The organism is Streptomyces sp. NPDC002513 (assembly GCF_053595355.1).
Genome location: NZ_JBSFXK010000002.1, coordinates 226,320 through 252,621, shown reverse-complemented (window position 1 = coordinate 252,621; position 26,302 = coordinate 226,320). Strand labels below are relative to the sequence as shown.

Here is a 26,302-nt window from a genome sequence, read left to right as displayed (position 1 = left end):
TTCCAACTCCCCCGGTGGAACGGTTGTTTCGGCGGTCGGTTCAGCCGGGACGTTCGGCTGGGGTGGGACCGGGCGCGGCGGGTCTTGGGCGTGCGGGGCGGCCTTTCCAGTGTGCCGTGCCCCGTGGCCCGCGTGTCCGCCCGTCCGGCCCGCGAGATCGTCAGTCGGCATCGCGCCAGTTCTCCCCCAGGTCACCCCATAGGTATGCGGCGGTTTCGACGCCTTTGAGGAGCAGGTCGAGTTCGACCTTCTCGTTGGGGGCGTGCCAGCCGTCGGAGGGGATGGAGATGCCGAGGAACAGCACGGGTGCGCCGAGGACGTCCTGGAGGTCGGCTGCGGGTCCGGAGCCGCCTTCGCGGGTGAAGCGGACCGGCTGCTGGAAGGCGCGGCCCATGGCGCGTGCGACGGATTGCAGGGCGGGGTGGTCGAGGGGGGTGAGGCAGGGGCGGGTGGCCGCGCCGAAGGTGATCTCGTGCCGGATGCCGGCGGGCAGCTGGTCGGCGGCCCAGGCGCGGACGGCCTTCTCGATGTGGTCGGGGTCCTGTCCGGCGACGAGCCGGAAGGAGAGTTTGACCATGGCCGAGGACGGGATGATCGTCTTGCTGCCGGGGCCTTGGTAGCCGCCGCCGATGCCGTTGACCTCGGCGGTGGGGCGGGCCCAGATGCGCTCCAGGGTGGTGTAGCCCTTTTCGCCGTGGGTGGCGGTGGACCGCGCGGTGCGCAGCCACTGTTCCTCGTCGAAGGGGAGTTCGGCGAAGAGGGCGCGTTCGCGGTCGGTGAGGTCGGTGACGCCGTCGTAGAAGCCGGGTATCGCCACGCGCGCGTTCTGGTCGTGGAGGGCGGCGACCAGGCGGGCGGCCGCGGTGGCGGGGTTGGGGACGGCGCCACCGAAGGAGCCGGAGTGGATGTCCTGGTCGGGGCCGTGCAGGACGATCTCGCATTCGGCGAGGCCGCGCATGCCCGTGCACACGGTGGGGGTGTCCGCGGACCACATGCCGGTGTCGGAGACGATCACGGCGTCGGCGGTCAGCCGGTCCGCGTGCTGTTCGACGAGGGTGCGGAAGTTCGGGGAGCCGGACTCCTCCTCGCCTTCGATGAGCAGCTTGAGGTGCACGGCGGGGGCGGTGCGGCCGGTGGCAGCGAGGTGGGCGCGGACGCCGAGTGTGTGGAAGAACACCTGCCCCTTGTCGTCGGCGGCCCCGCGCGCGTGGAGGCGGTTCTCGCGGATCACCGGTGTGAAGGGGTCGCTGTCCCAGCCGTCCTCGCGGGCGGCGGGCTGTACGTCGTGGTGGCCGTAGACGAGGACCGTGGGTGCCTGCGGGTCGTCGGCGGGCCACTCGGCGAAGACGGCGGGGGCGCCGTCGGTGGGCCAGACCTCGGTGGTGGGGAAGCCGGTGTCGCGGAGCTTGGCGGCGAGCCACTCGGCGCTGCGCCGTACGTCCGCCGTGTGCTCGGGCTGGGCGGACACCGACGGGATGCGCAGCCACTCCGCGAGGTCGTCGAGGAAGGTGGCGCGGTGGTTGTCGATGTACGTGCGGACAGCGCTGTCCGGGGTCTCGCTCATGCTCCCGAGCCTATCGGCCCGCGCCGGTTTCCTGGTCGGCCGGTTCCGCGCGGGAGGGCTCGCCGAGCAGCAGTCGCTCCAGCGCGGCCCGGTCCGGGAGGCCCTCGGGGTGGACGATCTCGCCGCTGCGGACGTAGAGGAAGGTGGCCTTGACGCTCTCCAGGGGTACGTTCTGCTGTTCGGCCCAGGCGAGCCGGTACAGGGCGAGCTGGAGCGGGTCGCCGTTGCGGGTGCGGCTGGTCTTCCAGTCGACGATCTCGTACGTGGTCCCGTCGCCGTCGTCCGCGCGGTAGACGGCGTCGATGCGGCCGCGGACGAGGCGTCCGGCGATGGCGAACTGGAAGGGGGCTTCGACGCGGTAGGGGGTGCGGTGTGCGTAGGGCGTGCGCTCGAAGGCGTCCTTGAGGGCCTCCAGGTCGCGTTCGTCGGCGATCTCGGCCTCGCTGCCGGGCAACTCCTCGGGCTCCAGCATGGGCAGGCGCAGTTCCTCGAAGCGTGCCTCGACCCAGGCGTGGAAGCGGGTGCCTCGGCGCGCCGCGGGTTGCGGGGGGCGAGGCATGGGGCGTGCGAGTTCCTGCGCGAGCCCGTCGGGGTCGGCGGCCAGCCGGAGTACCTGGGAGGCGGTCAGGGACGACGGCAGGGGTACGTCGGTGACGGCTGTGCGGGCGCGCAGCAGTTCCCCGGTGAGGGCGTCCAGGTCGCGGTCCCAGGAGGCGACGGTGCGGGCTTCTTCGGGGGTGAGTAGGGGGGTGTCCTCGGCGGGGGGCCGACGGGCGTGCGGGACGGTCGGGGTGCGGGCGTCCAGGGGTACGCGCGCGTGAGGTGCCGATGTCGGCGGGTCCGCCGGCCGGTGGCTCGTCGAGTCGTCCGGTCCGTAGGGGGCTTCGTCATCTGGCCCGTAGGGGTCCTCGTCGTCCGGCCCGTAGCGGTCCTTGTCATCCGGCTCGTGAGGATCCTCGCCGTGCGGACCGCGGTGGTCCTCTCCATCCGGCCCGTAGTGCTCCTCGTCGTCCGGCCCGTAGGGGTCCTCGTCGTCCGGTGGCGGCGGCCACTCCGGGTCCTCGTATGCGGACGGGTCGTGGGTGGCGGTGGTGTGGGTGCCGGTCTGCGACGTGATCCGGTCCAGGTGCGTCAGGACGGTCTGGGCGGCGGCCCTCCGGCGGGCGAGTGCCGTCTCGTCCAGCGGCAGCGGCCAGGCGTGGTCGGCGGTGGCCTCGTCCAGCGCGGGGTTCTGCTCGTCCTCGGCGGGCTCGTCGGCCCACGCCTCGATCTCGCCGTATCCGGCGGCGCAGTGGTCGTGGAGGGCCTGGAGGAAGGCGGAGGGCCCGCGGGGGCGCTTCTGCGCGGGGCCCCACCAGTGGCCGGAGCCGAGCAGCAGGGAGCGGGGGCGGGTGAAGGTGACGTAGCCGAGACGGAGCTCCTCGGTGTGCTGGTGGTCCTTCATGGCCTCGTGGAAGGCCTTGATGCCCCGGGAGTCCCAGGACTCGACGTCGGGGAGGGTGTCGGCGTCGCCGCGGAGGGCGTGGGGCAGGACCTTGCCCTGGGCGGTCCACTTCTCGCGGCCCTGGCTGCTGGGGAAGGTGCCGGTGACCAGTCCGGGGACGGCGACGACGTCCCACTCCAGGCCCTTGGACTTGTGCGCGGTGAGGACCTTGACGGTGTTCTCGCCGCCGGGCAGGGCGTTGTCGAGGCCTTTTTCGTACTGGGCGGCGGTGCGCAGGAAGCCGAGGAAGGCCAGCAGGGAGGCGTCCTGGTCGTTGGCGGCGAAGGACGCGGCGACATCCAGGAAGTTCGACAGGGTCTCGCGGCGGCGGGCGGCCAGCGCGTGCGGGGAGGCGGACAGCTCGACTTCCAGGCCGGTGACGGCGAGCACCCGGTGCAGGACGTCCATCAGGGGGTCGGCGAGGGAGCGGCGCAGTTCGCGCAGCTCGGTGGCGAGGCGGGCGAACCGCACGCGCGCGTCGGGCGAGAACGGCAGCCTGTCGTCCTCGCGGCCGGCCTCCATGGGCAGTTCCAGGAAGGTGTCGAGGGCGTCCGCGAGCGAGATCACCTCGGAGGGGTCGACGCCTTCGACGGCCGCGGCGAGCCGGCGGTCCGGGTCGTCGTCGGCGTCCCCGCGCGCGTGGGACACGAGCAGCCGGGCGCGCCGGCCCAGCAGGGCGAGGTCGCGGGGGCCGATGCGCCAGCGCGGGCCGGTGAGGAGCCGGACCAGGGAGGCGTTGGCGCCGGGGTCCTGGAGGACTTCGCAGACCGCCACGAGGTCGGCGACCTCGGGCAGGTGCAGCAGGCCGGACAGGCCCACGACCTCGACCGGGATGTCGCGGGTGACGAGGGCGCCCTGGATCTGGGCGAAGTCGGTCGCCGTGCGGCACAGGACCGCGATCTCGCCGGGCGCGGTGCCGGTACGCACGAGGTGGGCGAGGGAGTCGGCGATCCAGTCGATCTCCTCGGCGTGGGTGCGCAGCAGGGCGCAGCGGACCTGTCCGTGGCGCTCGGCGCCGGGTGCGGGGCGGAGGGCTTCCACGCCCGCGTGCATCGCGCGCAGCGGCTCGGCGAGGTCGTTGGCGAGGGCGAGGAGGCGGCCGCCGCTGCGGCGGTTCTCGCTGAGTGCCTGCCGGGTGGCGGGGCGGCCGTCGGCGTGCGGGAAGTGCTCGGGGAAGTCGTCGAGGTTGGCGACGGACGCGCCGCGCCAGCCGTAGATCGCCTGGCAGGGGTCGCCGACGGCGGTCACGGGGTGGCCGGTGCCGCCGCCGAAGAGTCCGGCGAGCAGGACGCGCTGGGCCACCGAGGTGTCCTGGTACTCGTCGAGCAGGACGACGCGGTACTCGTCGCGCAGGATGCGGCCCACTTCGGGGCGGCGGGCGAGGGTCGCCGAGAGGGCGATCTGGTCGCCGAAGTCGAGGAGGTCGCGCTCTCGTTTGGCCGCGCGGTAGCGGCCGACCAGCTCGGTCAGGTCCCGGCGGGCGGCGGCCGTCTCGGGGACCTTGCGCAGGTCGGCGTTGCTGAGCCGGACGCTCTGAAGGGTGTGCAGCAGTGCGGCGTCGTACGCGCGCAGGTCGTCCGGTCGTACGAGGTGTTCGGACAGTTCGGAGTCGAGGGTGAGGAGGTCGCTGACGAGGTCGGGGAAGGAGCGGGTGAGTGCCGGGTAGGGGCCGGGGGCCTCGCGCAGCACGCGCGCGGCGAGCTGGAAGCGGGTGGCGTCGGCGAGCAGCCGGGAGGCCGGTTCGAGCCCGATGCGCAGGCCGTGGTCGGTCAGCAGGCGGCCCGCGAAGGCGTGGTAGGTGGAGATCACGGGTTCGCCGGGCGGGTTGTCGGGGTCGATGGCGTCCGGGTCGGTGACGCCCGCCTTGACCAGTGCCGTGCGGACGCGCTCGGCGAGTTCACCGGCCGCCTTGTTGGTGAAGGTCAGGCCGAGGACCTGTTCGGGTGCGACCTGTCCGGTGCCCACCAGCCACACCACGCGGGCCGCCATCACCGTGGTCTTGCCCGATCCGGCTCCGGCCACGATGACCTGCGGGGCGGGCGGCGCGGTGATGCAGGCCGTCTGCTCCGGGGTGAACGGGATGCCGAGGAGCTCCTTGAGCTGCTCGGGGTCGCTGATACGGGCGGGCACGTCGGAGAGGCTAGCGGTGGCCACTGACAGCGGGGCGCCGGATCGCTTGCCGGGACGGGAGATGCGCTGGTCGGCGTGTTGGGTGCCGTGGGTCACACCGATGTGCCCGCTCGCCGGCGCTCACGCACTGTGTTCGCCCGGTGCCCCCTTCGGAGTGCTCACAGTGCTCGCTCGCCGTAGTCACTCCACGACGGTGCGGCCCTCCGGTCGTGCGCTGCAGGAGGCGCGGAAGGCGCAGTGTGTGCAGTGCTGCCCGGTGGTCGGGGAGAACCGTTCGTCGAGGACCTTGCCCGCGGCGGTGGCCAGCAGCTCGCCGATCCACTGTCCGTCGAGGGGTTCCTGGGCCTGCACCTTGGGCAGGGTGTCGCCGCCGTCCTTCTTGGCGGCGCCCTGCCTCAGCTGGACGAGTTCGGCGCCGCCCGGTTCGGGCCGCAGGCCGTCGAAGGCGTCGTCGACGGCACCCTCGCGCACGGCCAGCTGGTAGACGGCGAGCTGCGGGTGGCGGGCCACCTCGGCGGCGCTGGGTGCCTGCTTGCCGGTCTTGAAGTCGACGACGTAGGCGCGGTCCTTGTCGTCCGACTCGACGCGGTCCATGGAGCCGCGGATGCGCACCTGGTAGTCGCCCGCCGCGAGGGTGACGTCGAAGTCGTGCTCGCTGGCCACCGGGGTGCGCCCGGCGCGGAGGCCGCCCGAGTCGACGTGCCACTTCAGGAAGCGTTCGAGCGCCACGCGCGCGTTGTGCTTCTCCTGCGCGGACTTCCAGGGCGCGTCGAAGGCGAGCGCGTTCCACACCGAGTCGAGGCGCTCCATGAGGACGTCGAGGTCGGCGGGGGTGTGTCCGGAGGCGACCTCGTCGGCGAGGACGTGCACCACGTTGCCGAAGCCCTGGGCGGCGGTCGCGGGTGCGTCGGCCTTCACCTCTCGGCCGAGGAACCACTGCAGGGCGCAGGTGTGGGCGAGTTGGTCGAGCGCGCTGCCGGAGAGCACCACGGGCTGGTCGCGGTCGCGCAGCGGTACCTTGCTCTGGGTCTGGTCCCACATGCCCCACCAGCGGTAGGGGTGCGCGGAGGGCACGAGGGGCCGGCCGTCGTCGTCGGCGAGCGCGGCGAGCCGGGCCAGTCGGCGGGCGGCGGCCTCCCTGAGGGTGTCGGAAACGCGCGGGTCGACGGTCGTGGCGCGCAGTTCGGCGACGAGCGCGGCGACGGACAGCGGGCGGCGCGGGCGGCCGGTGACGTCCCTGGGTTCGACGCCGAGTTCGGTGAGGAAGCGGGAGGGCTGGTCGCCGTCGTCGGCGGGGGCCTTCACGGCGGTGACGACGAGGCGGTCACGCGCGCGTGTGCAGGCGACGTAGAACAGGCGTCGTTCCTCCGCCAGCAGCGCGCCGGGGGTGAGGGGTTCGGCGAGTCCGTCGCGGCCGATGCGGTCGGCATCCAGGAGGGAGCCGCGGCGGCGCAGGTCGGGCCACAGGCCTTCCTGGACGCCGGCGACGACGACCAGGCGCCACTGGAGGCCCTTGGAGCGGTGGGCGGTCAGCAGACGTACGGCGTCGGGGCGCACGGCGCGGCGGGTCAGCGTGTCGGCGGCGATGTCCTGGGCTTCGATCTCCTCCAGGAAGTTGAGGGCGCCCCGGCCGCCGGTGCGCTCCTCGGCGCGCGCCGCGGTCGCGAACAGGGCGCATACGGCGTCGAGGTCACGGTCGGCGTTACGGCCCCCGGCGCCGCCGCGCCGGGAGGCGCTCTCCAGGCGCTTGGGCCATGGCGTGCCGTCCCACAGCTCCCACAGGGCCTCCTCGGCCGTGCCGCCGCCGGCGAGCAGTTCCCGTGCCTTCCTGAGCAGCGCGCCCAGCCGCTGGGCTCCGCGCGCGTACGCGGGGTCGTGCGCCACCAGGCGCTCCGGTTGGGCCAGGGCCCGCGCGAGGAGTTGGTCGGAGGGCGGTGGTACGGGGTTGCCGGCGGCGCGCTCCTCCTCGCGCAGGGCGCGGCCCAGGCGGCGCAGGTCGGCGGCGTCCATGCCGCCGAGGGGGGAGGTGAGGAGGGTGAGCGCGGTCTCGGTGTCGAGCCAGACCCCGGTGGGCGTCGCGCCCGGCGCGGCCTCTCCGGAGTCGGTACGTGCCACGTCCTGCGCCGCCTCTTCCGGGCGGGTGTGCGCATCCTCGTTCGAATGGTCGTGCGCGTCCTCTTCCGGACGGCCGTGCGCGTCCCTGTCCGGGCGGTCATACGCGTCCTCCCCGGGACGGCCGTGCGCGTCCTCCCCAGGACGGATTCGCGCGGCCTCCGCCCGGGCCACCGCACGCAGCGCCGTCAGCAGGGGTGTCACGGCAGGCTCGTGGCGCAGCGCCAGGTCGTCTCCGTCGATGTCGAGGGGTACCCCGGCGGCTGTGAGAGCGCGGCGGGCCGTCGGGATGGTGCGGGCCCCGGCGCGGACGAGGACGGCCATCTCGCTCCAGGGGACGCCGTCCTCCAGATGGGCGCGGCGCAGGATGTCCGCGATGTTGTCCAGTTCCGTGCCGGGCGTGGGGTAGGTGTGGACCTCGACGCGGCCGCCGTCCCGTACCGGTGTGAGTTCCCGGTGGGCGCGCACTTTGTCCGCCGGGAGGCGGGTCAGCGGCATGCGCTGGGTGAGCAGCCGCGTGGCGGCGAGGAGGGCGGCGCCGGAGCGGCGGGACGTCGTGAGGACGTGCACGGGTGCGGGGGTGCCGTCGGGGCGGGGGAACGTGCGCGGGAAGTCCAGGATGCCGCCCACGTCGGCGCCCCGGAACGTGTAGATCGACTGGTCGGGGTCGCCGAAGGCCACCAGGGTCCTCCCGTCGCCCGAGAGGGCCCGCAACAACCGGACCTGCGCCGGGTCGGTGTCCTGGTACTCGTCCACGTAGACCGCGTCGTACCGGGCGGCCAGTCGCTCGGCGACCTCCGGGCGGCGGGCCAGCAGCACCGCGCGGTGGACCAGCTCCGCGTAGTCGATCACTCCCTGGAGGTCGAGGACGTCCAGGTACTCGGCGAGGAACGCGGAGGCGGCCTCCCAGTCGGGGCGGCCTATGCGCCGGGCGAAGTGGCGCAGGGCCGCCGGGCCGAGGCCCAGTTCACGGCTGCGGGCCAGCACGGCGCGCACCTCGTCGGCGAAGCCGCGCGTGGTGAGGCAGGCGCGCAGTTCGTCGGGCCAGCGGACATGTGCGAGGCCGAGGCGTTCCAGGTCGGGCTGCCCGGCGAGCAGTTCCCGCACGGCCACGTCCTGCTCGGGGCCGGACAGCAGCCGCAGGGGCTCGACGAAGAGGTCGCTGTCCTGGTGGGCGCGGACCAGGGCGTAGCAGAACGAGTGGAACGTGGTGGCCTGCGGGGCGTGCGCCGCGCCCGTGCGCAGCGCCATGCGGTCGCGCAGGTCGACGGCGGCCCTGCGGCTGAAGGTCAGCACCAGGATGCGTTCGGGGTCGCCGCCGTGGGCGATCCGGGCGGCGACGGACTCCACGAGCGTGGTGGTCTTGCCGGTGCCCGGGCCGGCGAGCACGAGCAGGGGGCCGGCCCGGTGGTCAACCACGGCGCGCTGTGTTGCGTCAAGTCGAGGGGGATCCACCTGGACGGGCGGGGTACGCACCAGTCGGTAAGCGCCACGGCTCCCCTGCCGCACCGGGGGGTGCGGCAGGCGTCTGGTGGAGGAAGAGGAGCTCACGTGGTTCGCCGGTCCTGGTGGTCGTGCTCGGGCTTGTCACTGTCGGCGCGGGGTGCCGTCGTCGGGGGGTGGTGGTCGGGCCGCGGGTGGGAGGACCGTCGGGTGGGACGGGCGGTGGCCGCGGGCGGGCTGAGGGGGACGCGCGCCGTTGACGCTACGCCCGGGAAGGTCCCGGAAGGAGGGCTTCCCCTTCTTCCCGGGGGTCCCTCCGGTCACTCCTGTCCCTCACCGCACGAACGTACGGCATGTCACGGACGTGCCGCGCTTCCCCCGAACGGGTCATGGCGTCCCGTCCGGGGCGTCCGATGGCGGAAGCTGTCAGATGTGACCTTCCGCGCATGCGTGGCCGTCCCATCGCGCACGCTTCATGTCCAGGCGCGGCAGATGGCCCTCGGACGCACGGCCGGCCTCCCGCAGCGGGGTGCCCTCGTCGCGGTAGTGGCCGACGGCGTCCAGTTCGTGGCCCGCCAGGAGCGCGCCGTCGGCGCGGACCACCCGCCACCAGGGCACGGCTCCCCCGTAGAGGGCCATCACACGGCCCACCTGGCGCGGGCCGCCCTCCGCAAGCCACTCGGCCACGTCCCCGTACGTCATGACACGCCCTGGCGGAATGCGTTCGGCCAGGTCAAGGACCCGTTCCGCGTATTCCGGCAGGGCGTCCACCGGAAGACTCTGCTCGCTCATCCGACCCATCCTGCCCGACGCCACCGACAATGTGAGGAGAGAGCGGCCGGGCGCAGCCCTCGCCCCGGCCCGGTACTTCGGGCAGACTGTGCGCCCCCGCATTTGCACCCTGATGCCCCCGTGTGTCGGGTGGGCATGCCACGATCGTGCGGGCGGTGACTGGTGATACGAGACCAAGAAGAGACGATGAAGCAACAGGGCGTGCACCCCGGCGGAGCGGAGGGCACCTCTGGGGGTTCGTCGCGCCCGGACACCGCCGCCGGGGGCCGCGATACCGGCGAGGACCCACAGGAGACGCGGGATGCGCAGGACGCGCTGAAGAAGGCGCACGAGCACGACGGGCCGCGGACGGACGCGCAGGGCCGGGGGCAGGACACCGGGCGGGGCGCGGACGACGTGCGGCAGCCGTCCGCCCCGCACGCGGGCGGTGCCGGCGTGCCCCATGACGAGGTGGAGGGCGACGAGCCGCTGCTCCCCGCGCGCGTGCACCGTCCCTCCGACCTGATGCGGCTCCTGGTGGGCATCCTCGGGATCGTGGTGGTGCTCGCCATCGCCGCGTTCGCGCACGGCACCACCTCGGGTCTCGAACAGGACATCAACAAGGGCACGGGACAGGCACCCGATGCACTGATCAAGTTCGCGGGTCTGGCGTCGAGCATCGCGATCCTGCTGGTGCCGGTCGCCTTCGCGATCGAACGGCTGATCAAGCGGGACGGTCTGCGCATCGCCGACGGCGTCCTCGCGGCGGTCCTCGCCCACGGGGTGACACTCGCCACGGACCTGTGGGTCGCCAAGGCCGCACCGCCCTCCATCCAGGACGCGCTCACCCAGCCCTCCCCCAGCGACGTCCATGTCCTGACCGACCCGGTGCACGGCTATCTCGCGCCCGTCATCGCCTATATGACGGCGGTGGGCATGTCACGCAGACCGCGCTGGCGCGCCGTGCTGTGGGTGGTGCTGCTGCTCGACGCCTTCTCCATGCTGGTCACCGGCTACACGACACCGTTCTCCATCATCCTGACGGTGCTGATCGGCTGGAGCGTCGCGGCGGGGACGCTGTACGCGGTCGGCTCGCCGAATGTGCAGCCCACCGGGCGGACCCTGATGGCGGGTCTGCGCACCGTGGGTTTCCGCCCCGTGAGCGCGGCGCGCGAAGAGATGCCCGACACGACGGAGAACGGCGACCGCGGCCGGCGCTACTTCGTCACGCTGGAGGACGGCCCGCCCCTGGACGTCACGGTCGTCGACCGCGAGCAGCAGGCCCAGGGCTTCTTCTACCGGGTGTGGCGGCGGCTGACGCTGCGCGGGATCACCACCCGCCGCAGCCTGCAGTCGCTGCGCCAGGCCCTGGAGCAGGAGGCGCTCCTCGCGTACGCGGCCATCGCGGCCGGCGTCAACGCACCCCGGCTGATCGCGACCTCCGAGCTGGGCCCCGACGCGGTGATGCTCGTCTACGAGCACACCGGCGGCCGCACGCTGGACCAGCTGGCCGACGAGGAGATCACCGACGGGCTGCTGCACGACACCTGGCACCAGGTGCGGGCGCTGCAGTCGCGGCGCATCGCGCACCGCCGGCTCGCCGGTGACGCCCTCATGGTGGATCGTTCCGGCACCGTCATCCTGACCGACCTGCGCAGTGGCGAGATCGCGGCCGGCGATCTGGTGCTGCGGATGGACATCGCGCAGCTGCTGGCCACGCTCGGGCTGCGGGTCGGTGCCGAACGGGCGGTGGCCTCTGCGGTCGCCGTGCTCGGCCCGGACGCGGTCGCCGACTGCCTGCCCATGCTGCAGCCGATCGCACTGACGCGCTCCACGCGCGCGACGCTGCGAAGACTGGCCCGGGAGCGGGCCGACCGCGAGCGGGACGCGGTCCTGGAGGCCTCGCGGCAGGCGAGGCTGGTCCGCGCGGCGGAGGCGGGCGACGCCACCGGGGTCGTCCTCGACAAGCCCGACAAGAAGTCCGTACGCGCCGAGCAGCGGGCCGAGAAACGAGCGATCGACGAGGCGCTGGAGGAGGCTCGCGAGGAGGATCTCCTCACCCAGATCCGCCACCAGGTGCTGCGGATCAGGCCCCAGGCGCCGGTCGAGCCGGCCCGCCTGGAGCGGGTGCGGCCGCGCACGCTGATCAGTCTCATCGCCGGTGCCATCGGCGCGTACTTCCTGCTGACTCAGCTCACGCATATCGAGTTCGGCACGCTCTTCGCCAACGCCCAGTGGGGCTGGGTGGCGGCGGCCGTGTTCTTCTCCGCGCTGAGCTACGTCGCGGCGGCGATGGCGCTGCTCGGCTTCGTGCCCGAGCGGGTGCCGTTCTGGCGCGCCGTGGCGGCGCAGGTCGCCGGGTCGTTCGTGAAGATCGTGGCGCCCGCGGCGGTCGGCGGTGTGGCGCTGAACACGCGCTTCCTGCAGCGGGCGGGGGTGCGGCCGGGGCTGGCGGTGGCGAGCGTCGGCGCCTCGCAGTTGTTCGGGCTCGGCTGCCATGTGCTGATGCTGCTCTCGTTCGGCTATCTCACCGGCACCGAGAAGACTCCGTCCCTGTCGCCGTCCCGCACGGTCATCGCCGGTCTGCTGACGGTCGCGGTGCTCGTCCTGGTGGTGACGTCCGTGCCGTTCCTGCGGAAGTTCGTCGTCACGCGCGTGAGGTCGCTGTTCGCCGGTGTCGTGCCGCGCATGCTCGACGTGCTGCAGCGGCCGCAGAAGCTGGTCACCGGCATCGGCGGCATGCTGCTGCTGACCGCGTGCTTCGTGATGTGCCTGGACGCCTCGATCCGGGCGTTCGGGCATGAGGAGCACACCTCGCTGAGCCTGGCCAGTGTGGCGGTCGTGTTCCTGGCGGGCAACGCGCTCGGGTCGGCCGCCCCGACCCCCGGCGGCGTGGGCGCGGTCGAGGCCACCCTCACGGTGGGTCTCATCGCCGTCGGCCTGCCCAAAGAGGTCGCGGCTCCGGCGGTGCTGCTGTACCGGCTGCTGACGCTGTGGCTGCCGGTGCTGCCGGGGTGGCTGTTCTTCAACCACCTTTCACGCAAGGAAGCGCTCTGAAAAATCGCCGAGCGCGCGGGGAAGCGCTCCGGACAGGTGAGCCCGCCGGGCGCGCGCGAAGGCCGCTCACCGGGCACGCGCGCGAAGGCCGCCCGCCCACGCGCAGGCACCCGCACGCGCCAGCCTCCAGCCGGGTTCACGCGGTCGGTGCCGGCCGCCCTCGCGCAGGTCGTGGGGGCGGTCCGGGGCAAAAGCGGCCACTCACCCGCACGGCCCCCGCCCCGAGCGCTCCGCCCGGCACGGCCCCACGATGGGAGCATGCCGAACCGACTCCGCATCCGCGCCGCCGCCCTCACCGCCACCGCCGTCGTCCTGCCCTCGCTGATGGCGGGTTGCGCCGGCGGCTTCGTGGACGGGGAGCTGTCGAGTCAGAAGCTGATCTGGAAGGACTGCCCCGCGCCGTCCGAGTCGGAGGGCGGCGGCAGTGCCCCCGCTCCGCTGCCGAAGGGCGGCCGGTGGCAGTGCGCGACCATGAAGGCGCCGCTGAACTGGAACGACCCCACCGGCGGCACCATAGGGATCGCGCTGATCCGGGCGAAGGCCAGCGGCCCCCCGAACAAACGGATCGGGTCCCTCGTCTTCAACTTCGGCGGCCCGGGCGGCTCCGGGGTCACCGCGTTGCCCGCCTTCGCACCGGACTACGAGACCCTGCGCACCCGTTACGACCTGGTGAGCTTCGACCCGCGCGGGGTCGGCCGCAGCGCGGGCGTCAAGTGTGAGGACGACCAGCAGCTCGACGCGTACTTCCAGCAGGACATGACACCCGACAACACGGCCGAGCAGCAGACCTTCGTGAACAACACCAGGCAGTTCAACCGGGCCTGCCAGCAGCACTCGGGGCGGGTCCTGCCGTATGTGCGCACCACCGACGCTGCCCGCGACATGGACCTGATGCGCAAGGCCCTCGGCGACACCAAGCTGTACTACTTCGGCATCTCGTACGGCACCGAACTCGGCGCCGTCTACGCACACCTGTTCCCCAAGAACGTGGGACGGGCTCTCCTCGACGCGGTCGTCGACCCGACGGCGGACCCGGTACAGGCCTCGCTCGGGCAGGCCAAGGGCTTCCAGCTCGCGCTGGACAACTACGCCCGGGACTGCATCGCCAAGAGCGGGGGCTGCCCGGTCGGGAGCACCCCGCGAGACGTCGAGAACCGGATCGCCAAACTGCTGAAGGGCCTCGACCAGAAGCCGCTCCCCGGCATCTTCCCCCGTCGTCTGACCCGGACCGCCGCCACCAGCGGCATCGCGCAGGCCCTGTACTCCAAGGACTTCTGGGGATATCTGACCGATGGCCTGAAACAGGCGTACGCGGGTGACGGCAGACTGCTGATGGCGCTGTCGGACTCGATGAACGGGCGCAACGAGAGCGGCCAGTACAGCAATCTGGTCCCCGCGAACATCGCGATCAACTGCGCGGACGAGAAGCCTCGTTACACCGTCGCCGATGTGAAGGCGAGGTTGCCGCAGTTCCGGGCCGCCTCCCCGCTGTTCGGCGAGTATCTGGCCTGGGGCCTGATCAGCTGCACGAACTGGCCGGTGGCCGGGGCCGCCGACCACCCGGACGTGAGCGCCCCCGGCGCCCCGCCGATCCTCGTGGTCGGCAACACCGGCGACCCGGCGACCCCGTACGAGGGGGCGAAGAAAATGGTGAACGCGCTCGGGCGCGGTGTCGGCGTCGAGCTGACGTACAGGGGCCAGGGGCACGGTTCGTACGACAGCAAGAACAAGTGCGTGCAGAGCGCCGTCAACGCCTACCTGCTGAACGGCAAGGTCCCCGCGGCGGGCACCGTCTGCTCGTGAACCCGGCGGCTCCCCGGGACGGGGACCTCCGCTCCCACCGGTCCCCCGCACTGCGGGCCCTGGCCCCGGCCGACACGGCGTTCGGAGGAGAAAGTGCAGGTCAGACTGTTTTCCACAGGCCGTCATGGGCTGCGCTCGATCCGCCTACTATGGCCTGACCGCTCTCCGCTGCTCCGTGCGGAGAGCTGATGAGGGGGGTGCACATGTCACGTGTCGTACGGTGGACGGCCGCGGTCGCGGCCGCCCTGCTGATCACCGGCTGCGGGAGCGGCTCGTCCGGCTCGAGCGCGGACGACGGCAAGGGCCGTTCCGCTGCGTCGGCGCCGGCACCGCGGAAGGCCGAGTCCCCGGCACTGCCCGCCTCGCTCACTGCCCAGAAGCTCACCTGGAGCAGCTGCGCGGGCGTCTCGGCCCCGGGTGGCGACTGGCAGTGCACGACGCTGAAGGCGCCACTGGACTGGTCGGAGCCGGACGGTGAGACGATCGGTCTCGCGCTGATCCGGTCCAAGGCGACCGGAGGCAGCCGCATAGGCTCGCTCCTGTTCAACTTCGGCGGGCCGGGCGGCTCCGGCATCTCGATGATGCCGTCGTACGCGAGCGTGGCCTCCCGACTCCATGAGCGCTACGACCTGGTGAGCTGGGATCCGCGCGGAGTCGGCGCGAGCGGGGGCATCCGCTGCCGCAGCGACAAGGCGATCCAGGCGGCCGAGGCCGTCGACGCCACACCGGACGACACCGCCGAGGTGACGGCGTACCTCGATGACGCCACCGACTTCGGCAAGGGGTGTGCGCGGGCGGCTGGCAAGCTGCTCACTCATGTGTCGACGACCGACACCGCGCGCGACATGGACCTGATGCGCCAGGTTCTCGGCGACCGGGCGTTGCACTACGTCGGCATCTCGTACGGCACCGAACTGGGCGGTGTGTACGCCCACTTGTTCCCGCAGCACGTGGGGCGCCTGGTGCTGGACGCCGTGGTCGACCCGACCGCCGACAGCGTGGGCCATGCGAAGAACCAGACCCGGGGTTTCCAGCGCGCGCTCGACGACTACCTGAGGTCGACGGGCCAGGACCCTCAGCAGGGTTCCCAGAAGATCGCGGACCTGCTCAAGCGGATCGACGCCAAGCCGCTGCCGACGGCGTCCGGACGCAAGCTCACCCAGACCCTGGCTCTCACCGGCATCGTGCTGCCGCTCTACAGCAAGGAGAGCTGGCCCGTCCTCACCAGCGCCCTCGCCTCGGCGCAGAGCGGCAACGGCTCGGAGCTGCTGCGGCTGGCCGACGAGTACAACGACCGCGACGCCTTGGGGCACTACGGCACGATGACGCACTCACAGCGGGTCATATCGTGCCTGGACGACAGACAGCGGCCGACGGCCGAGCAGGTGAAGGCGCTCCTGCCGGAGTTCGAGAGGATCTCGCCCGTGTTCGGCGACTTCCTGGGCTGGGACACGGCCGGCTGGTGCCACGACTGGCCGGTGGCCGGACAGTTCGACCACCCGGAGGTCAGTGCGCCGGGAGCCGCTCCGGTACTGGTGGTGGGCAACACCGGGGATCCGGCGACACCGTACGAGGGCGCCCGCAAGATGGCCGACGGCTTGGGCAAGGGCGTCGGTGTCGAACTCACCTGGAAGGGCGAGGGCCATGGGGCGTACGGGAGCGGAAGCGCGTGCGTGGACGCGACCGTGAACGCGTACCTTCTGAACGGCGCGGTCCCGAGGGACGGCAAGGTCTGCCCCTGACGGCGAGCGATCGACAGGGCCCGACGAGCCTCGGTCCCAGGGAGCACCCGGGATGGACCTGCCCGCACTGGGGACCCGCGCCGTCGGTCCCGAGGCCGACCGGCGACGACACGGCCCACGGCGTCCGAACTGATCAGAGCCGTGGGCCTGTGCGGTCTTGCCGGTCAGCCGGAAGGGGATCAGTACACCGGCTTGTGCGGCTCGATCTGGTTGACCCAGCCGATGACGCCGCCGCCGACGTGCACCGCGTCCGCGAAGCCGGCCGACTTCAGGACGGCGAGGACTTCCGCACTGCGGACACCCGTCTTGCAATGCAGGACGATCTTCTTGTCCTGCGGCAGGTTCTCCAGGGCCGCGCCCAGGAGGAACTCGTTCTTCGGGATCAGCCGGGCGCCCGGGATGGAGACGATCTCGTACTCGTTCGGCTCCCGGACGTCGATGATCTCGATGTTCTCGCCGTCGTCGATCCACTCCTTGAGCTGCTTGGGAGTGATCGTCGAGTCGGCGGCCGCCGCCTGGGCCTCCTCGGAGACGACGCCGCAGAAGGCCTCGTAGTCGATGAGTTCGGTGATGGTGGGGTTCTCGCCGCAGACCGCGCAGTTGGGGTCCTTGCGGACCTTGACCTGGCGGTACTGCATCTCCAGGGCGTCGTAGATCATCAGTCGGCCGACCAGCGGCTCGCCGGTGCCGGTGAGGACCTTGATCCCCTCGGTGACCTGGATGGAGCCGATGGACGCGCACAGCACGCCGAGGACGCCGCCCTCGGCGCAGGAGGGGACCATGCCCGGCGGCGGGGGCTCCGGGTACAGGCAGCGGTAGCAGGGACCGTACTCCGACCAGAAGACGGAGGCCTGGCCGTCGAAGCGGTAGATCGAGCCCCATACGTACGGCTTGTTCAGCAGCACGCACGCGTCGTTGACGAGGTAGCGGGTCGCGAAGTTGTCGGTGCCGTCGATGATCAGGTCGTACTGGCTGAAGATGTCCATCACGTTGTCGGCCTCGAGCCGCTCCTCGTGAAGGATCACGTTCACGTAGGGGTTGATGCCCTTGACCGTGTCGCGCGCCGACTCGGCCTTGGAGCGGCCGATGTCGGCCTGGCTGTGGATGATCTGCCGCTGCAGGTTCGACTCGTCGACCTCGTCGAACTCCACGATGCCGAGCGTTCCCACGCCCGCCGCGGCCAGGTACATCAGGGCCGGCGAGCCCAGACCGCCGGCGCCCACACAGAGCACCTTGGCGTTCTTCAGCCGCTTCTGCCCGTCCATCCCGACATCGGGGATGATCAGGTGGCGCGAGTACCTGCGGACCTCGTCTACGGTGAGCTCGGCAGCCGGCTCGACCAGGGGTGGCAGCGACACGGGGACTCCGTTGGTCGGTCGATCACTACGGTTGTTCTCCTCGTAACACTGCCACGCCCTTTTTCATTCCGAGACACCCGTTCCGAGGCGCGAGACGATGTCGTCCCAGTAGCCGGGCATGGTCTCCCAGGGGTCGGTGCGCCCGCCGCGGATCGTGCGGTCGGTGAACCAGATCGTCCCGGCGCCCTGCCAGCGGGCGATGCGCAGCGCCTCGTCGAGGTGGCCGCGCGGCACGCCGTGCACGAAGTGGCAGAACCGCTCGGGCGGGTGATCGGCGGTCCACTCGGCCACCTGCGACCAGCGGTAGTCGCTCCAGGTGCCGGAGAAGGTGACCAGTTGGTCGGCGGTCTCGGCGTATCCGGGATGGGGGTGGGTGCCGTGTCCCAGGACGATGTGCCCGTGGCCGAGGAGTGCGCGGAGGGTGGTGGTCAGGCGGCGGACCTCGGGGAGCGCGGCGCGTTCGGTCGGGCACCGGTCCAGGAGGAAGCCGTCGACGCGGTACCAGTCGAGATGGCGGTGTGCCTCGGAGAGCAGTTCGCCGAAGGGCCGCGTGCCCTGGACGACGTCGAGGTGACCGAGAACACGGACGCCCGCGGTGTGCAGGCGTCCGGTGGCCTCCAGACAGTGCGGGTCGGGGCGGGTACCGGGGCCGCTGCCCACCTTGAGGACGGCCCAGTGCACCGGGGTGCCCGGACGGGTGAGCGCACCCCATTCCATGGGGGCGACCAAGGGGTGCGCATACCCGGGGATGCCGAGTCCGGCGCCCAGACCGGTGCTCGCGGTGCTCGCGGTGGTGCTGGTCAGATGCGGCATGCCGCCTCCATCCAGATGTCGGCGAGAGACTCCTCGAGGTTGATCCGGGGCCGCCAGCCGAGCCGGTCGCGGGCCGTGCGCACATCGGCCTGCTGCCAGCTGCCGCAGCCGTCCGGGTAGGGGTAGGCGACCGGAGCCGAGTGCTCCGGTTCGGTGCGGGGGTGGCCGATGGACGGCCGCATCGGTCCGGGGGGTCCGTCGAGTTCGTGCAGGGTCCCGCCGTAGCCGGCGACCCGGGCGAGGACGGCGGCCGCGTCCCGCAGGCGCACGGCGCGGCCGGCGCCGATGTTGATCACGCCCTGGGCGGCGGAGAGGGACGCGGCGTGGACGGCGCGGGCGACATCGCGTACGTCGATGAAGTCGCGTTGCACGCCGAGGCCGCCGAGCTTGAGTTCGCCGTCGCCCGACTGCATGGCGCGGCGCAGCGCCTCGGCGAGGCGGCCGAGCGGGGAGCCGGCGGGCGTGCCGGGCCCGGCGGGCGAGAACACCCGGAGCACGACGGCGTCCAGCCCGGAGCCGAGGACGAGTTCGGTGGCGGCGAGCTTGCTGACGCCGTAGGGCCCGCCGGGACGCGGGACGGCGTCCTCCGCCGTGGAGGAGCCGGGCTGGCTGGGCCCGTACTCGGCGCCGCAGCCGATCTGCACCAGGCGTGCCCCGCAGCCGCTGCGGCGCAGGGCCTCGCAGACGGTGGCGACGGCGACGGTGTTGTGCCGGGTGAGTTCACGGGCGCCGCCGCGGGTGGCCCCGGCGCAGTTGATGACGACCCCGGGGTGCACGGCGTCCAGGAAGCGGGTGAGTGCGCCGGGGCTGCCGGACGCGAGGTCGAACCGTACGTCGGCGTCGTCGCCGCGGCCGAGGGCGGTGAGCTGCACGGCCGGGTCGGCGAGCAGCCGGTCGGCGACGAAGCGGCCGAGGTATCCGTTGGCTCCGATCAGCAGGACCCTCATCGGGCGGCTCCCGGGGCGGATTCTCCGGTTCGGGAGGTGATCATCTGGCGTTCTCCTTCAGGGGTGGTGCCGTGGGATGAGAGGGGCCCGCGGTGTCGGCTCCGCGGGAGGAACATGAGCGGGAGCGGGTCCCGGGCAGCGGTGGCGGCTTGTGACGTCGGCGGTGGGGCGTTGGTGGGCCGGGCCTGAGACGGGTGGGGATGCCAGGGGCGGGGCTCAGGGTGATCCGGGGGGCCGGGCATGGGCCGAGGCCCGGGTCAGGGTGCGGGTCGCGTGGACCAGCAGGGCCAGGGCGACGGGGGCGCAGGCCAGGGCCGGGACGGCGTTCGTGCCGAGGGTGTCGGTCAGGGTGCGCACCGGGGTGGCCAGGAATCCGCAGCTGGGGAGCCGGCCGGCGAAGACCGTGGCCAGGGCGGTCGCCTCGGCGGCGGTCGCGGCGCCGAGGGCGGCGGCCGGGGCTCGGCGAAAGCCGTGGGCGGTGAGCAGCCGGGCGAGCAGGAGGAGCACGCCCAGGGCGCCGGCCCCGGCGTAGGCGGCGGGCTCGTGGAGGAGGGCCGCGCACAGCGCGAGGAGAGCGGTCAGTGCGCAGAGGAAGAGGGCGACGGTGCCGAGGAGTAGGGGGGTGACCGACGAGGTGAAGTCCTCAAGACCCCGGCTGGCGGTGAGCCTGCGGCGGGCGCGCAGGGCGAAGAGGCGGGCGCACCAGGCGGCCGGCCCACAGCCCAGGGCGAGGGCGAGGACCGGGGCGGTGGCCGGGGCCACGGGGCCGTCGGGGCCGCCGTCCAGGGCGGCGCGCAGCAGGCTGTCGCCGAGCAGTGCGTAGGCGAGGAGCCAGCAGGTCCACGCGCGCGGGGCGGTGGGTGCCCGGTGGACGGGGACGCGCAGGGGGCCGCGGGCGAGGGCCGCGCGGAGTCCGAGCGTGACGGCGAGGGCTCCGAGTGCGGCGGCGGCGAGGCGGAGCCTGCCGTCGGTGAGCCGGAGCCCGATGACGGTGGCCGTGCCCAGGGCGCCCGGGAGCAGAGCCAGCACGGCCCAGGCGCGGGGCTCGCGGGGGGCGTCCGCCGCGGCGCCCGGCGGTGGGGGCTGGTCGCCGTCGCGGGGTACGCGCGCGTACATCTCCTCGGCGAGCGAGAACACGTCCCGGTGCCGGAAGCGTGCGGCGACCCGGTCGGTGAGGCCGTGGGCCTCCAGACCGGCCGCGATCTCCAGGGGGTCGACGGCCCGCTCGCACAGGTCACGGTGGCGGTGCATGAGGGCCTTGACGGGGTCGACGGCGCCACGGCGCCCGGCGGGCCTGCGCGCCGGGTCCGTGTCGTGGGGAGACGGGGGGCCGGTGGTGCCGGCCGCGTGGGGAGCGGGGTCCCGGGAGGCCTGATGCCCGGGGGCCCGGTCGCTGTGCGGCCGGGGGGTGAGGGCTTCCCAGGACCCCGCGTCGAAGGGGCCGGGGCTGTCCGGGGCCCCGGGGCGGTCGAGTTCTCCCACGTCGCTCATCGCGCGCCCCCCGCGGCCGGGACGGGTTCCTGGAGGCCGGTCGCGCGTACGGGTGCCGTCGGCTCGCCCGGCGCCGACGCCCAGCGTGGTCTGCCGCGCGGCAGGCGCGGCGCGGTCCAGTGGCCCGGCAGATGGGCCTCCGCCGGCACGCCGAAGGGCAGGGGTTCGCCGGTGCCGTCCACGAGTACGCGCCGGACGGGCGCATGTGAGACGACCTCCAGGTAGAGGTCGTGGAACGCCGTGACGTTCTGTTCCACGGTGAACAGTTCGAGGGCTCGGGCGCGGGCGGCCGCGCCGAGGCGCTCGCGGCGCTCGGGGTCGCGCAACAGCGCCAGGCACGCCTCGGCGAGTGCGCGCGGGTTGCGCGGCGGGACGACGAGTCCCGTGCCGCCGATGACCTCCACCACGGCGCCCGCATCCGTGGACACCGTCGCCCGGCCGCAGAACATGGCCTCCACCAGGCCGATCGGAAAGCCTTCGACGACGCTCGACAGGACGACGACCGCCCCCGCCCCGTATGCCTCGGGCAGCCCGGGCAGCTCCGGGCCGCCGATGTCCTCGAAGGACACCGGGTTGTCACCGACGTCGTGGACACCGTCGGCCTCGTCGGGGAAGAGCTGGGCGGCCAGCGCCCGGCAGTGCCCCAGGTAGGCCGTGCCCTCGGCGCCCGCCGGGGCCCCGACGAGCCGCAGCCGGGCCTGCGGCTCCTCCCTGTGGATCTCGGCGAAGGCGTGGAGCAGGGAGATCAGGTCCTTCGCCGGTTCGACGCGGCCGACCCAGACCAGCGTGCGGGGGTCCGCGCGGTCGGCCGCCTCGCCCACCTCCGTGAAGCGGGCCGCCTCCATGCCGGGGTAGACGGTGCGCAGCTTGTCGCGGTCGGCGCCGCAGCGTTCCTGCCAGCGGCGGGCGTGGATGTTGCCGGGGGTGATGCAGGCGGCCCGGCGGTAGACCTCGGCGGCCAGCAGGCGGTGGAAGGAGGCGAGCAGGGCGCGCACCGCCGGGGGTGTCTCGCGCGAGGTCCCCAGGTAGTGCGCCCGCAGGGGCACGCCGTACTCGGTGACGAGCAGCGGGATTCCGGTGAAGTGCCGGGCGAGCAGTCCGGGCAGGGCCGCGGTGCCGCCGGCGGTGGCGTGGCAGAGGTCGGCCGAGCCGAGCGCGTCGTCCTCGTACCAGTCGAGCGAGAGGGGGCGCAGGGCGCGTTCCAGTTGCGCGGCTGTCCGCAGCAGTTCGGGGACGCGCGTGGTGCGCGCCGCCCGCAGGGCGCGCGGCGCGCGGCAGGCCTGTTCCAGTGCGCGTACGGCGGCCTCGGAGCGCAGGGCGCCGGTCAGCCCGCCCTCGTCGCGGGCGAGTTCGGCGAGGGCGTGCAGGGCACTGCCGAAACGGTCCGCCTCGGGTCCCGCCGATCCCGGGGTGTCCTGCGGCGACCCTGGTTCGGGTGCGGTGCAGAGGGCGGCGGCCAGTTCGGCGTATGCCTCGGCGAACCGGCGTCGCGCCCGGCGTCCGAGGGCTGCCCCGTCGTCCCGCGCGGTCCACAGGGGGGCCGTCCGTACCCGGCCGACATGCGGCGGCAGCGGGAGCCGGTCCTCGGCCTCCTGCCGCTCGGTGCGGCTGAGCGCGTAGATGTCGAACTCGTGCTGCCCGAGTCCGCGCACGAGGCGGTCGTACCAGAGCCTGGCGTCACCGCTCACATACGGATAGCCACCCTCCGTAAGCAGTCCGATGCGCACGAGTGCACCCCCGATCTCCCGTCTGGGGAGCCGCCGTTGTGCCGGCGGCTCGCAGCGGGACGAACGTAAGCGGACAAGGGGGTGGCGCGACGGACGGTTGTCCATCGCGCCACCAAAAGGGGTGAACGGTCGTAACTTTCGCGCGCGGACCGCGTTCGCTCGTGTCAGTTCGCGCGGCCGTGCTTCTCCGTGTGGCGGCCGGCCCGGGGCCGGGCCGGCCGCGGGGCGCGGTTCACACCGTGGCGAGCGCCTTCCGGGCGGCGCGCCGTTCGGCGGCGACCGCGGGGTCGAGCGCCGGGACGGCTGCCAGCAGCTGCCGCGTGTACGCCTCACGGGGTGCGTCGTAGACCTCGTCGGCGGGCCCGTACTCGACGATCCGCCCGCGCCGCATCACCGCGACCCGGTCGCTGACCTGGCGCACGACGGCGAGGTCGTGGGCCACGAAGACGAGTGCGAGCCCGAGTTCGCGTTGCAGTTCGCCCAGCAGGGCCACGACCTGGGCCTGGGTGGTGACGTCGAGCGCCGAGACCGGCTCGTCGCAGACGATGACGCGCGGGTCGGCGGCGAGTGCCCGCGCGATGCCCACGCGCTGGCGCTGTCCGCCGCTGAACTCGTGCGGATAGCGGTCGTAGTGCGTCTCGTCGAGCCCCACACGCCGCAGCAGTTCGCCTACGCGCCCCCTGATGCGCCTCTCTTCGCGCTCTCCGCGCGCCCGCAGCGGGTCGGCGATCGACTCGCCCACGCTGCGCCGGGGGTTGAGGGAGGAGACGGGGTCCTGGAAGACCATCTGTACGGCCGGGTCCACCCCGGAGCGCACCGCGCCGTCATGGCGGATCTCGCCGGCCGTGGGTTCCAGCAGCCCGACCAGCATGCGGCCCAGGGTGGTCTTCCCGCTGCCGCTCTCCCCGACGATGCCGAGGGTCTCGCCGCGCCGTACCGTGAGCGACACGTCGTCCACGGCGGCGAATCTCCGCCTGCCGCGCCCGAATTCGCGCCGCAGTCCCGACGCCTCGATGACGACCTCGTCGAAGGCGGCTCCCGCGCGCACGCGGGGCGCGTCGACGCGCGGCACCGCGCCCAGCAGTTCCCGTGTGTACTCCTCGCGGGGCTCCCCCAGCACGGTGGCGACCGGGCCGTGTTCGACGGCCCTGCCGTGGCGCATCACGAGCACCTCGTCGACGCTTTCGGCGGCGACTCCCACGTCGTGGGTGACCAGCAGCAGCCCCATCCCGGTCTCCTGTCGCAGGGTGTGCAGCAGGTCGAGGATCTGGGCCTGGACGGTCACGTCCAGCGCGGTGGTCGGCTCGTCGGCGATCAGCAGTTCGGGCTCGCACGCGAGTGCCATGGCGATCAGGGCGCGCTGGCGCATGCCGCCGCTGAACTCGTGCGGGCGTGCGCGGGAGCGCCGTGCCGCGTCCGGGATGCCGACCCGGTCCAGCACCTCGACGGCACGCGCGCGTGCGGCGCGCCGGGAGGCACGGGTGTGCACCCGGTACACCTCGGCGATCTGGTCGCCGATCGCGTAGTACGGGTCCAGGGAGGACAGCGGGTCCTGGAAGACCATGGCGGCCTTCCCGCCGCGCAGCCCGCGCAGTTCGCCCTCGGGCGCCCGCTGTACGTCGGTGCCGGCGACGAGGACCGAGCCGCCGAGCCGGGCGCCCGTGCCGCGGTGCAGCCCCAGCAGGGCCGCCGCGACGGTGGACTTGCCCGAGCCGGACTCGCCGACCAGTCCCAGCGCGGCGCCCTTCGCCAGCCGGAAGGAGAGCCCGTCGACGGCCCGCAGGTCGCCGAACCCGACGGTCAGATCCGTCACTTCCACAAGGCTCATACGAGTACCACCCGTCGGTCGGCCACCGCGTACAGCACGTCCGCGACGGCGTTGGCGACGACCACGAAGAAGCCGATGACCAGGACCATGCCGACGACCACCGGCAGGTCGACGACCTTCACCGCCTCAACGAGTTCCTGGCCGATGCCGGGCAGTCCGAAGAGCGTCTCGGTGAGGACGGCGCCGCCGACGGCGGAGCCGACGTTGTTGGCGTTCAGCGCGATGACGGGCGCGAGCGCGCCGCGCAACGCGTGCCGTCCGATGACCGCGCGCTCGCCGACGCCGTAGGCGCGGAAGGTCCGTATGTGGTCCTCGGTGAGCGTCTCCAGCATCGACGCCCTGGTCAGCCGGGCGAACGTGGCGGCCTCGATCAGGGCGAGGGAGAGCCACGGCAGCAGCAGGTTCCACGCCCACTGCTCGGGATCGTCGGTGAGGGCGACGTACTGCGGGAAGGGCAGCAGGTGCAGCTCGCCGCAGACGACGATCATGAGAACCAGGCCGATGACGAAGACGGGCGTGGCGGTGCCCGCCAGGGTGATGCCGGTGAGCACCCGCTCGGTGGGCCTGCCGCGCCGCCAGGCGGAGAGCATGCCGGTGCCCACGCCCAGGACGAGCCACAGCACCATCGCGCCGAGCACGAGCGACAGGCTGACCGGGAGCTTCGCCAGGATCAGGCTGGTGACCTGCTGGTCGCTCTGGTAGGAGAGGCCGAGACAGGGCGCCGCGCAGTGTTCCACCGATGTGCCCGTGGAGTAGTCCTGGCCGACGAGGAGGCCTTGGAGGAAGTGCCCGTAGCGCACGAGGAGCGGCTCGTCGAGTCTGAGCTGCTGGGCGACCTGGTGCACCTGTTCCGGTGAACAGCGCGGGCCGCAGGTGATCTGGGCGACGTTGCCGGGGGTGACGTAGAAGACGACGTAGACGATCACCGAGATGGCGAACAGGGTGACGAGGGCGCCGACGGCGCGGCGCAGGACGAAACCGCCGAAGCCGCTCATGCTTCCGCCCCCTTCCCGGTCCCCGTCTCGGTCTTCTTCTCGCCCGCCCGGTTCTCGCGCCTGCGGCCGGTGCCGACGCGCAGCCGGGAGGCGGCGCGCGGGTCGAGGGCCGTGCGCACGCCGTCACCGAGGACGGTCAGGGCGAGGACGGTGACGAAGAGGGCGCCCGCCGGGAGCAGCAGGTACTGCGGCGCCGCCTGGTACCAGACGTCGGCGGCGGTGAGCATCTGCCCCCAGGACGGTGTCGGCGGCTTCACGCCGACACCGAGGAAGGACAGGGCGGCCTCGACGGTGATGTTGATGGGGACGAGCAGGGCCGCGTAGGTGATGACGGGCGCCGCCAGGCCGGGCAGCAGCTCACGGCGGGCGATCCGCCAGGTGCCCCAGCCGCTGAGCCGGGCGGCGGCGACGTAGTCGAGCCCTTTCAGGGTGAGCGTCTGCGCGCGCACGATCTTCGCGATGTTGCCCCAGGCGATCAGGCCGATGACGAGGGTGACGAGGACGGGCCGAGGGAAGCCGGCGGGCACGATCGCGAGCAGCGCCAGTGACATGATCATCAGCGGCATGCTCACGATGATGTCGGTGGCCCGGCTCAAGAGCTGATCGACCCACCGGTTGCCGAGGGCGGAGGCGACACCGACCACGACCCCGATGAGGACCTGGACGGCGGTCGCCGCGAGCGCGACTCCGAGAGAGACCCGGGCGCCGTACACCAGCCGCGCGAACAGGTCGCGTCCGGTCTGCGGTTCGACGCCGAGCCAGTGGTCGGCGCTCATGCCGCCGAACGACCCGACGGGGACGCCGCCGCGCGCGGAGTCGACGAGTGCGGGGTGGTACGTGGTCGGGTCCTGGCCCTCGATCGCGGTGAGCAGCGGCGCGGCGAGCGCGACCAGGACGAGCAGCGCGACGACGGCCGCCGCGACGAGGGCGGCGCGCTGCGCCCGCAGCCGCCGCCAGAACAGAAGGGCCCCCGAGGCTCCCGGGACGGGTGTGTCCGTCCCGGGAGCCTGGGCGGCGACAAGTGCCTCGCTCACGGCG

The 26,302-nt window shown here is 73.1% G+C and carries 15 protein-coding genes; 3 read left to right on the top strand and 12 right to left on the bottom strand.

Annotated features, from left to right (window positions below):
• Positions 1 to 160 precede the first annotated feature (160 nt).
• The 4 genes from ACWD5Q_RS02590 to ACWD5Q_RS02575 all read right to left on the bottom strand — a co-directional run bounded on the left by ACWD5Q_RS02590 (position 161) and on the right by ACWD5Q_RS02575 (position 9,524).
• The gene (locus ACWD5Q_RS02590) at positions 161 to 1,564 is read right to left on the bottom strand and encodes a dipeptidase (protein WP_451425151.1); all 1,404 of its coding nucleotides are present in this window, start codon (positions 1,562 to 1,564) and stop codon (positions 161 to 163) included.
• A gap of 10 nt (positions 1,565 to 1,574) precedes the next feature.
• Positions 1,575 to 5,177: a UvrD-helicase domain-containing protein gene (locus ACWD5Q_RS02585; RefSeq protein ID WP_451425150.1), complete on the bottom strand. Its 3,603-nt coding sequence runs from the start codon at positions 5,175 to 5,177 to the stop codon at positions 1,575 to 1,577.
• Between the two features lie 180 nt (positions 5,178 to 5,357).
• Complete coding sequence (locus ACWD5Q_RS02580; RefSeq protein WP_451425149.1) at positions 5,358 to 8,840, bottom strand: ATP-dependent helicase; 3,483 nt, start codon at positions 8,838 to 8,840, stop codon at positions 5,358 to 5,360.
• 318 nt (positions 8,841 to 9,158) lie between these two features.
• Positions 9,159 to 9,524 (bottom strand): MGMT family protein, encoded by a 366-nt coding sequence (locus tag ACWD5Q_RS02575; RefSeq protein ID WP_451425148.1) that lies wholly within the window; start codon positions 9,522 to 9,524, stop codon positions 9,159 to 9,161.
• A 186-nt stretch (positions 9,525 to 9,710) separates the two neighbouring features.
• Between ACWD5Q_RS02575 and ACWD5Q_RS02570 the strand changes: the two genes are divergently transcribed.
• The 3 genes from ACWD5Q_RS02570 (at position 9,711) to ACWD5Q_RS02560 (ending at position 16,105) form a co-directional block, all read left to right on the top strand.
• The gene (locus ACWD5Q_RS02570; RefSeq protein ID WP_451425147.1) at positions 9,711 to 12,560 is read left to right on the top strand and encodes a lysylphosphatidylglycerol synthase transmembrane domain-containing protein; all 2,850 of its coding nucleotides are present in this window, start codon (positions 9,711 to 9,713) and stop codon (positions 12,558 to 12,560) included.
• 258 nt (positions 12,561 to 12,818) lie between these two features.
• The gene (locus ACWD5Q_RS02565; protein WP_451425146.1) at positions 12,819 to 14,363 is read left to right on the top strand and encodes an alpha/beta hydrolase; all 1,545 of its coding nucleotides are present in this window, start codon (positions 12,819 to 12,821) and stop codon (positions 14,361 to 14,363) included.
• 203 nt (positions 14,364 to 14,566) lie between these two features.
• A complete protein-coding gene (locus ACWD5Q_RS02560) occupies positions 14,567 to 16,105 on the top strand; it encodes an alpha/beta hydrolase (protein WP_451425145.1) in 1,539 nt (512 codons plus the stop codon).
• Between the two features lie 179 nt (positions 16,106 to 16,284).
• On the opposite strand, the gene moeZ is transcribed toward ACWD5Q_RS02560, so the two are convergent.
• The 8 genes from moeZ to ACWD5Q_RS02520 form a co-directional block, all read right to left on the bottom strand.
• On the bottom strand, positions 16,285 to 17,463 hold the full coding sequence (gene moeZ / locus ACWD5Q_RS02555) for an adenylyltransferase/sulfurtransferase MoeZ (protein WP_451425144.1): 1,179 nt from the start codon (positions 17,461 to 17,463) through the stop codon (positions 16,285 to 16,287).
• Between the two features lie 63 nt (positions 17,464 to 17,526).
• Positions 17,527 to 18,276 (bottom strand): spherulation-specific family 4 protein, encoded by a 750-nt coding sequence (locus ACWD5Q_RS02550; RefSeq protein WP_451425143.1) that lies wholly within the window; start codon positions 18,274 to 18,276, stop codon positions 17,527 to 17,529.
• Positions 18,264 to 19,223, bottom strand: a complete 960-nt coding sequence (locus tag ACWD5Q_RS02545; RefSeq protein WP_451425142.1) for an NAD-dependent epimerase/dehydratase family protein — start codon at positions 19,221 to 19,223, stop codon at positions 18,264 to 18,266. Before ACWD5Q_RS02545 ends, ACWD5Q_RS02550 begins: the two co-directional genes overlap by 13 nt.
• 216 nt (positions 19,224 to 19,439) lie before the next feature.
• Entirely contained in the window at positions 19,440 to 20,714 is a 1,275-nt protein-coding gene (locus ACWD5Q_RS02540; protein WP_451425141.1) for a hypothetical protein, read from the bottom strand.
• On the bottom strand, positions 20,711 to 22,441 hold the full coding sequence (locus ACWD5Q_RS02535; RefSeq protein ID WP_451425140.1) for a DUF3492 domain-containing protein: 1,731 nt from the start codon (positions 22,439 to 22,441) through the stop codon (positions 20,711 to 20,713). The genes ACWD5Q_RS02540 and ACWD5Q_RS02535 overlap by 4 nt, the downstream gene beginning before the upstream one ends.
• A gap of 232 nt (positions 22,442 to 22,673) precedes the next feature.
• Positions 22,674 to 24,269 carry a dipeptide ABC transporter ATP-binding protein gene (locus ACWD5Q_RS02530; RefSeq protein WP_451425139.1) on the bottom strand — a complete coding sequence of 532 codons (1,596 nt, stop codon included), beginning with the start codon at positions 24,267 to 24,269 and terminating at the stop codon, positions 22,674 to 22,676.
• Positions 24,266 to 25,264 (bottom strand): ABC transporter permease, encoded by a 999-nt coding sequence (locus tag ACWD5Q_RS02525; protein ID WP_451425138.1) that lies wholly within the window; start codon positions 25,262 to 25,264, stop codon positions 24,266 to 24,268. The genes ACWD5Q_RS02530 and ACWD5Q_RS02525 overlap by 4 nt, the downstream gene beginning before the upstream one ends.
• A complete protein-coding gene (locus tag ACWD5Q_RS02520; protein WP_451425137.1) occupies positions 25,261 to 26,298 on the bottom strand; it encodes an ABC transporter permease in 1,038 nt (345 codons plus the stop codon). Before ACWD5Q_RS02520 ends, ACWD5Q_RS02525 begins: the two co-directional genes overlap by 4 nt.
• Positions 26,299 to 26,302: the final 4 nt, after the last annotated feature.

Excerpts from the sequence above, each read along its gene's own strand:
- ACWD5Q_RS02590 (WP_451425151.1), bottom strand. The coding sequence starts at position 1,564 with ATGAGCGAGACCCCGGACAGCGCTGTCCGCACGTACATCGACAACCAC.
- ACWD5Q_RS02575 (WP_451425148.1), bottom strand. The coding sequence starts at position 9,524 with ATGAGCGAGCAGAGTCTTCCGGTGGACGCCCTGCCGGAATACGCGGAA.
- ACWD5Q_RS02570 (WP_451425147.1), top strand. The coding sequence starts at position 9,711 with ATGAAGCAACAGGGCGTGCACCCCGGCGGAGCGGAGGGCACCTCTGGG.
- ACWD5Q_RS02565 (WP_451425146.1), top strand. The coding sequence starts at position 12,819 with ATGCCGAACCGACTCCGCATCCGCGCCGCCGCCCTCACCGCCACCGCC.
- ACWD5Q_RS02560 (WP_451425145.1), top strand. The coding sequence starts at position 14,567 with ATGTCACGTGTCGTACGGTGGACGGCCGCGGTCGCGGCCGCCCTGCTG.
- ACWD5Q_RS02550 (WP_451425143.1), bottom strand. The coding sequence starts at position 18,276 with ATGCCGCATCTGACCAGCACCACCGCGAGCACCGCGAGCACCGGTCTG.
- ACWD5Q_RS02545 (WP_451425142.1), bottom strand. The coding sequence starts at position 19,223 with ATGAGGGTCCTGCTGATCGGAGCCAACGGATACCTCGGCCGCTTCGTC.
- ACWD5Q_RS02540 (WP_451425141.1), bottom strand. The coding sequence starts at position 20,714 with ATGAGCGACGTGGGAGAACTCGACCGCCCCGGGGCCCCGGACAGCCCC.
- ACWD5Q_RS02530 (WP_451425139.1), bottom strand. The coding sequence starts at position 24,269 with ATGAGCCTTGTGGAAGTGACGGATCTGACCGTCGGGTTCGGCGACCTG.
- ACWD5Q_RS02525 (WP_451425138.1), bottom strand. The coding sequence starts at position 25,264 with ATGAGCGGCTTCGGCGGTTTCGTCCTGCGCCGCGCCGTCGGCGCCCTC.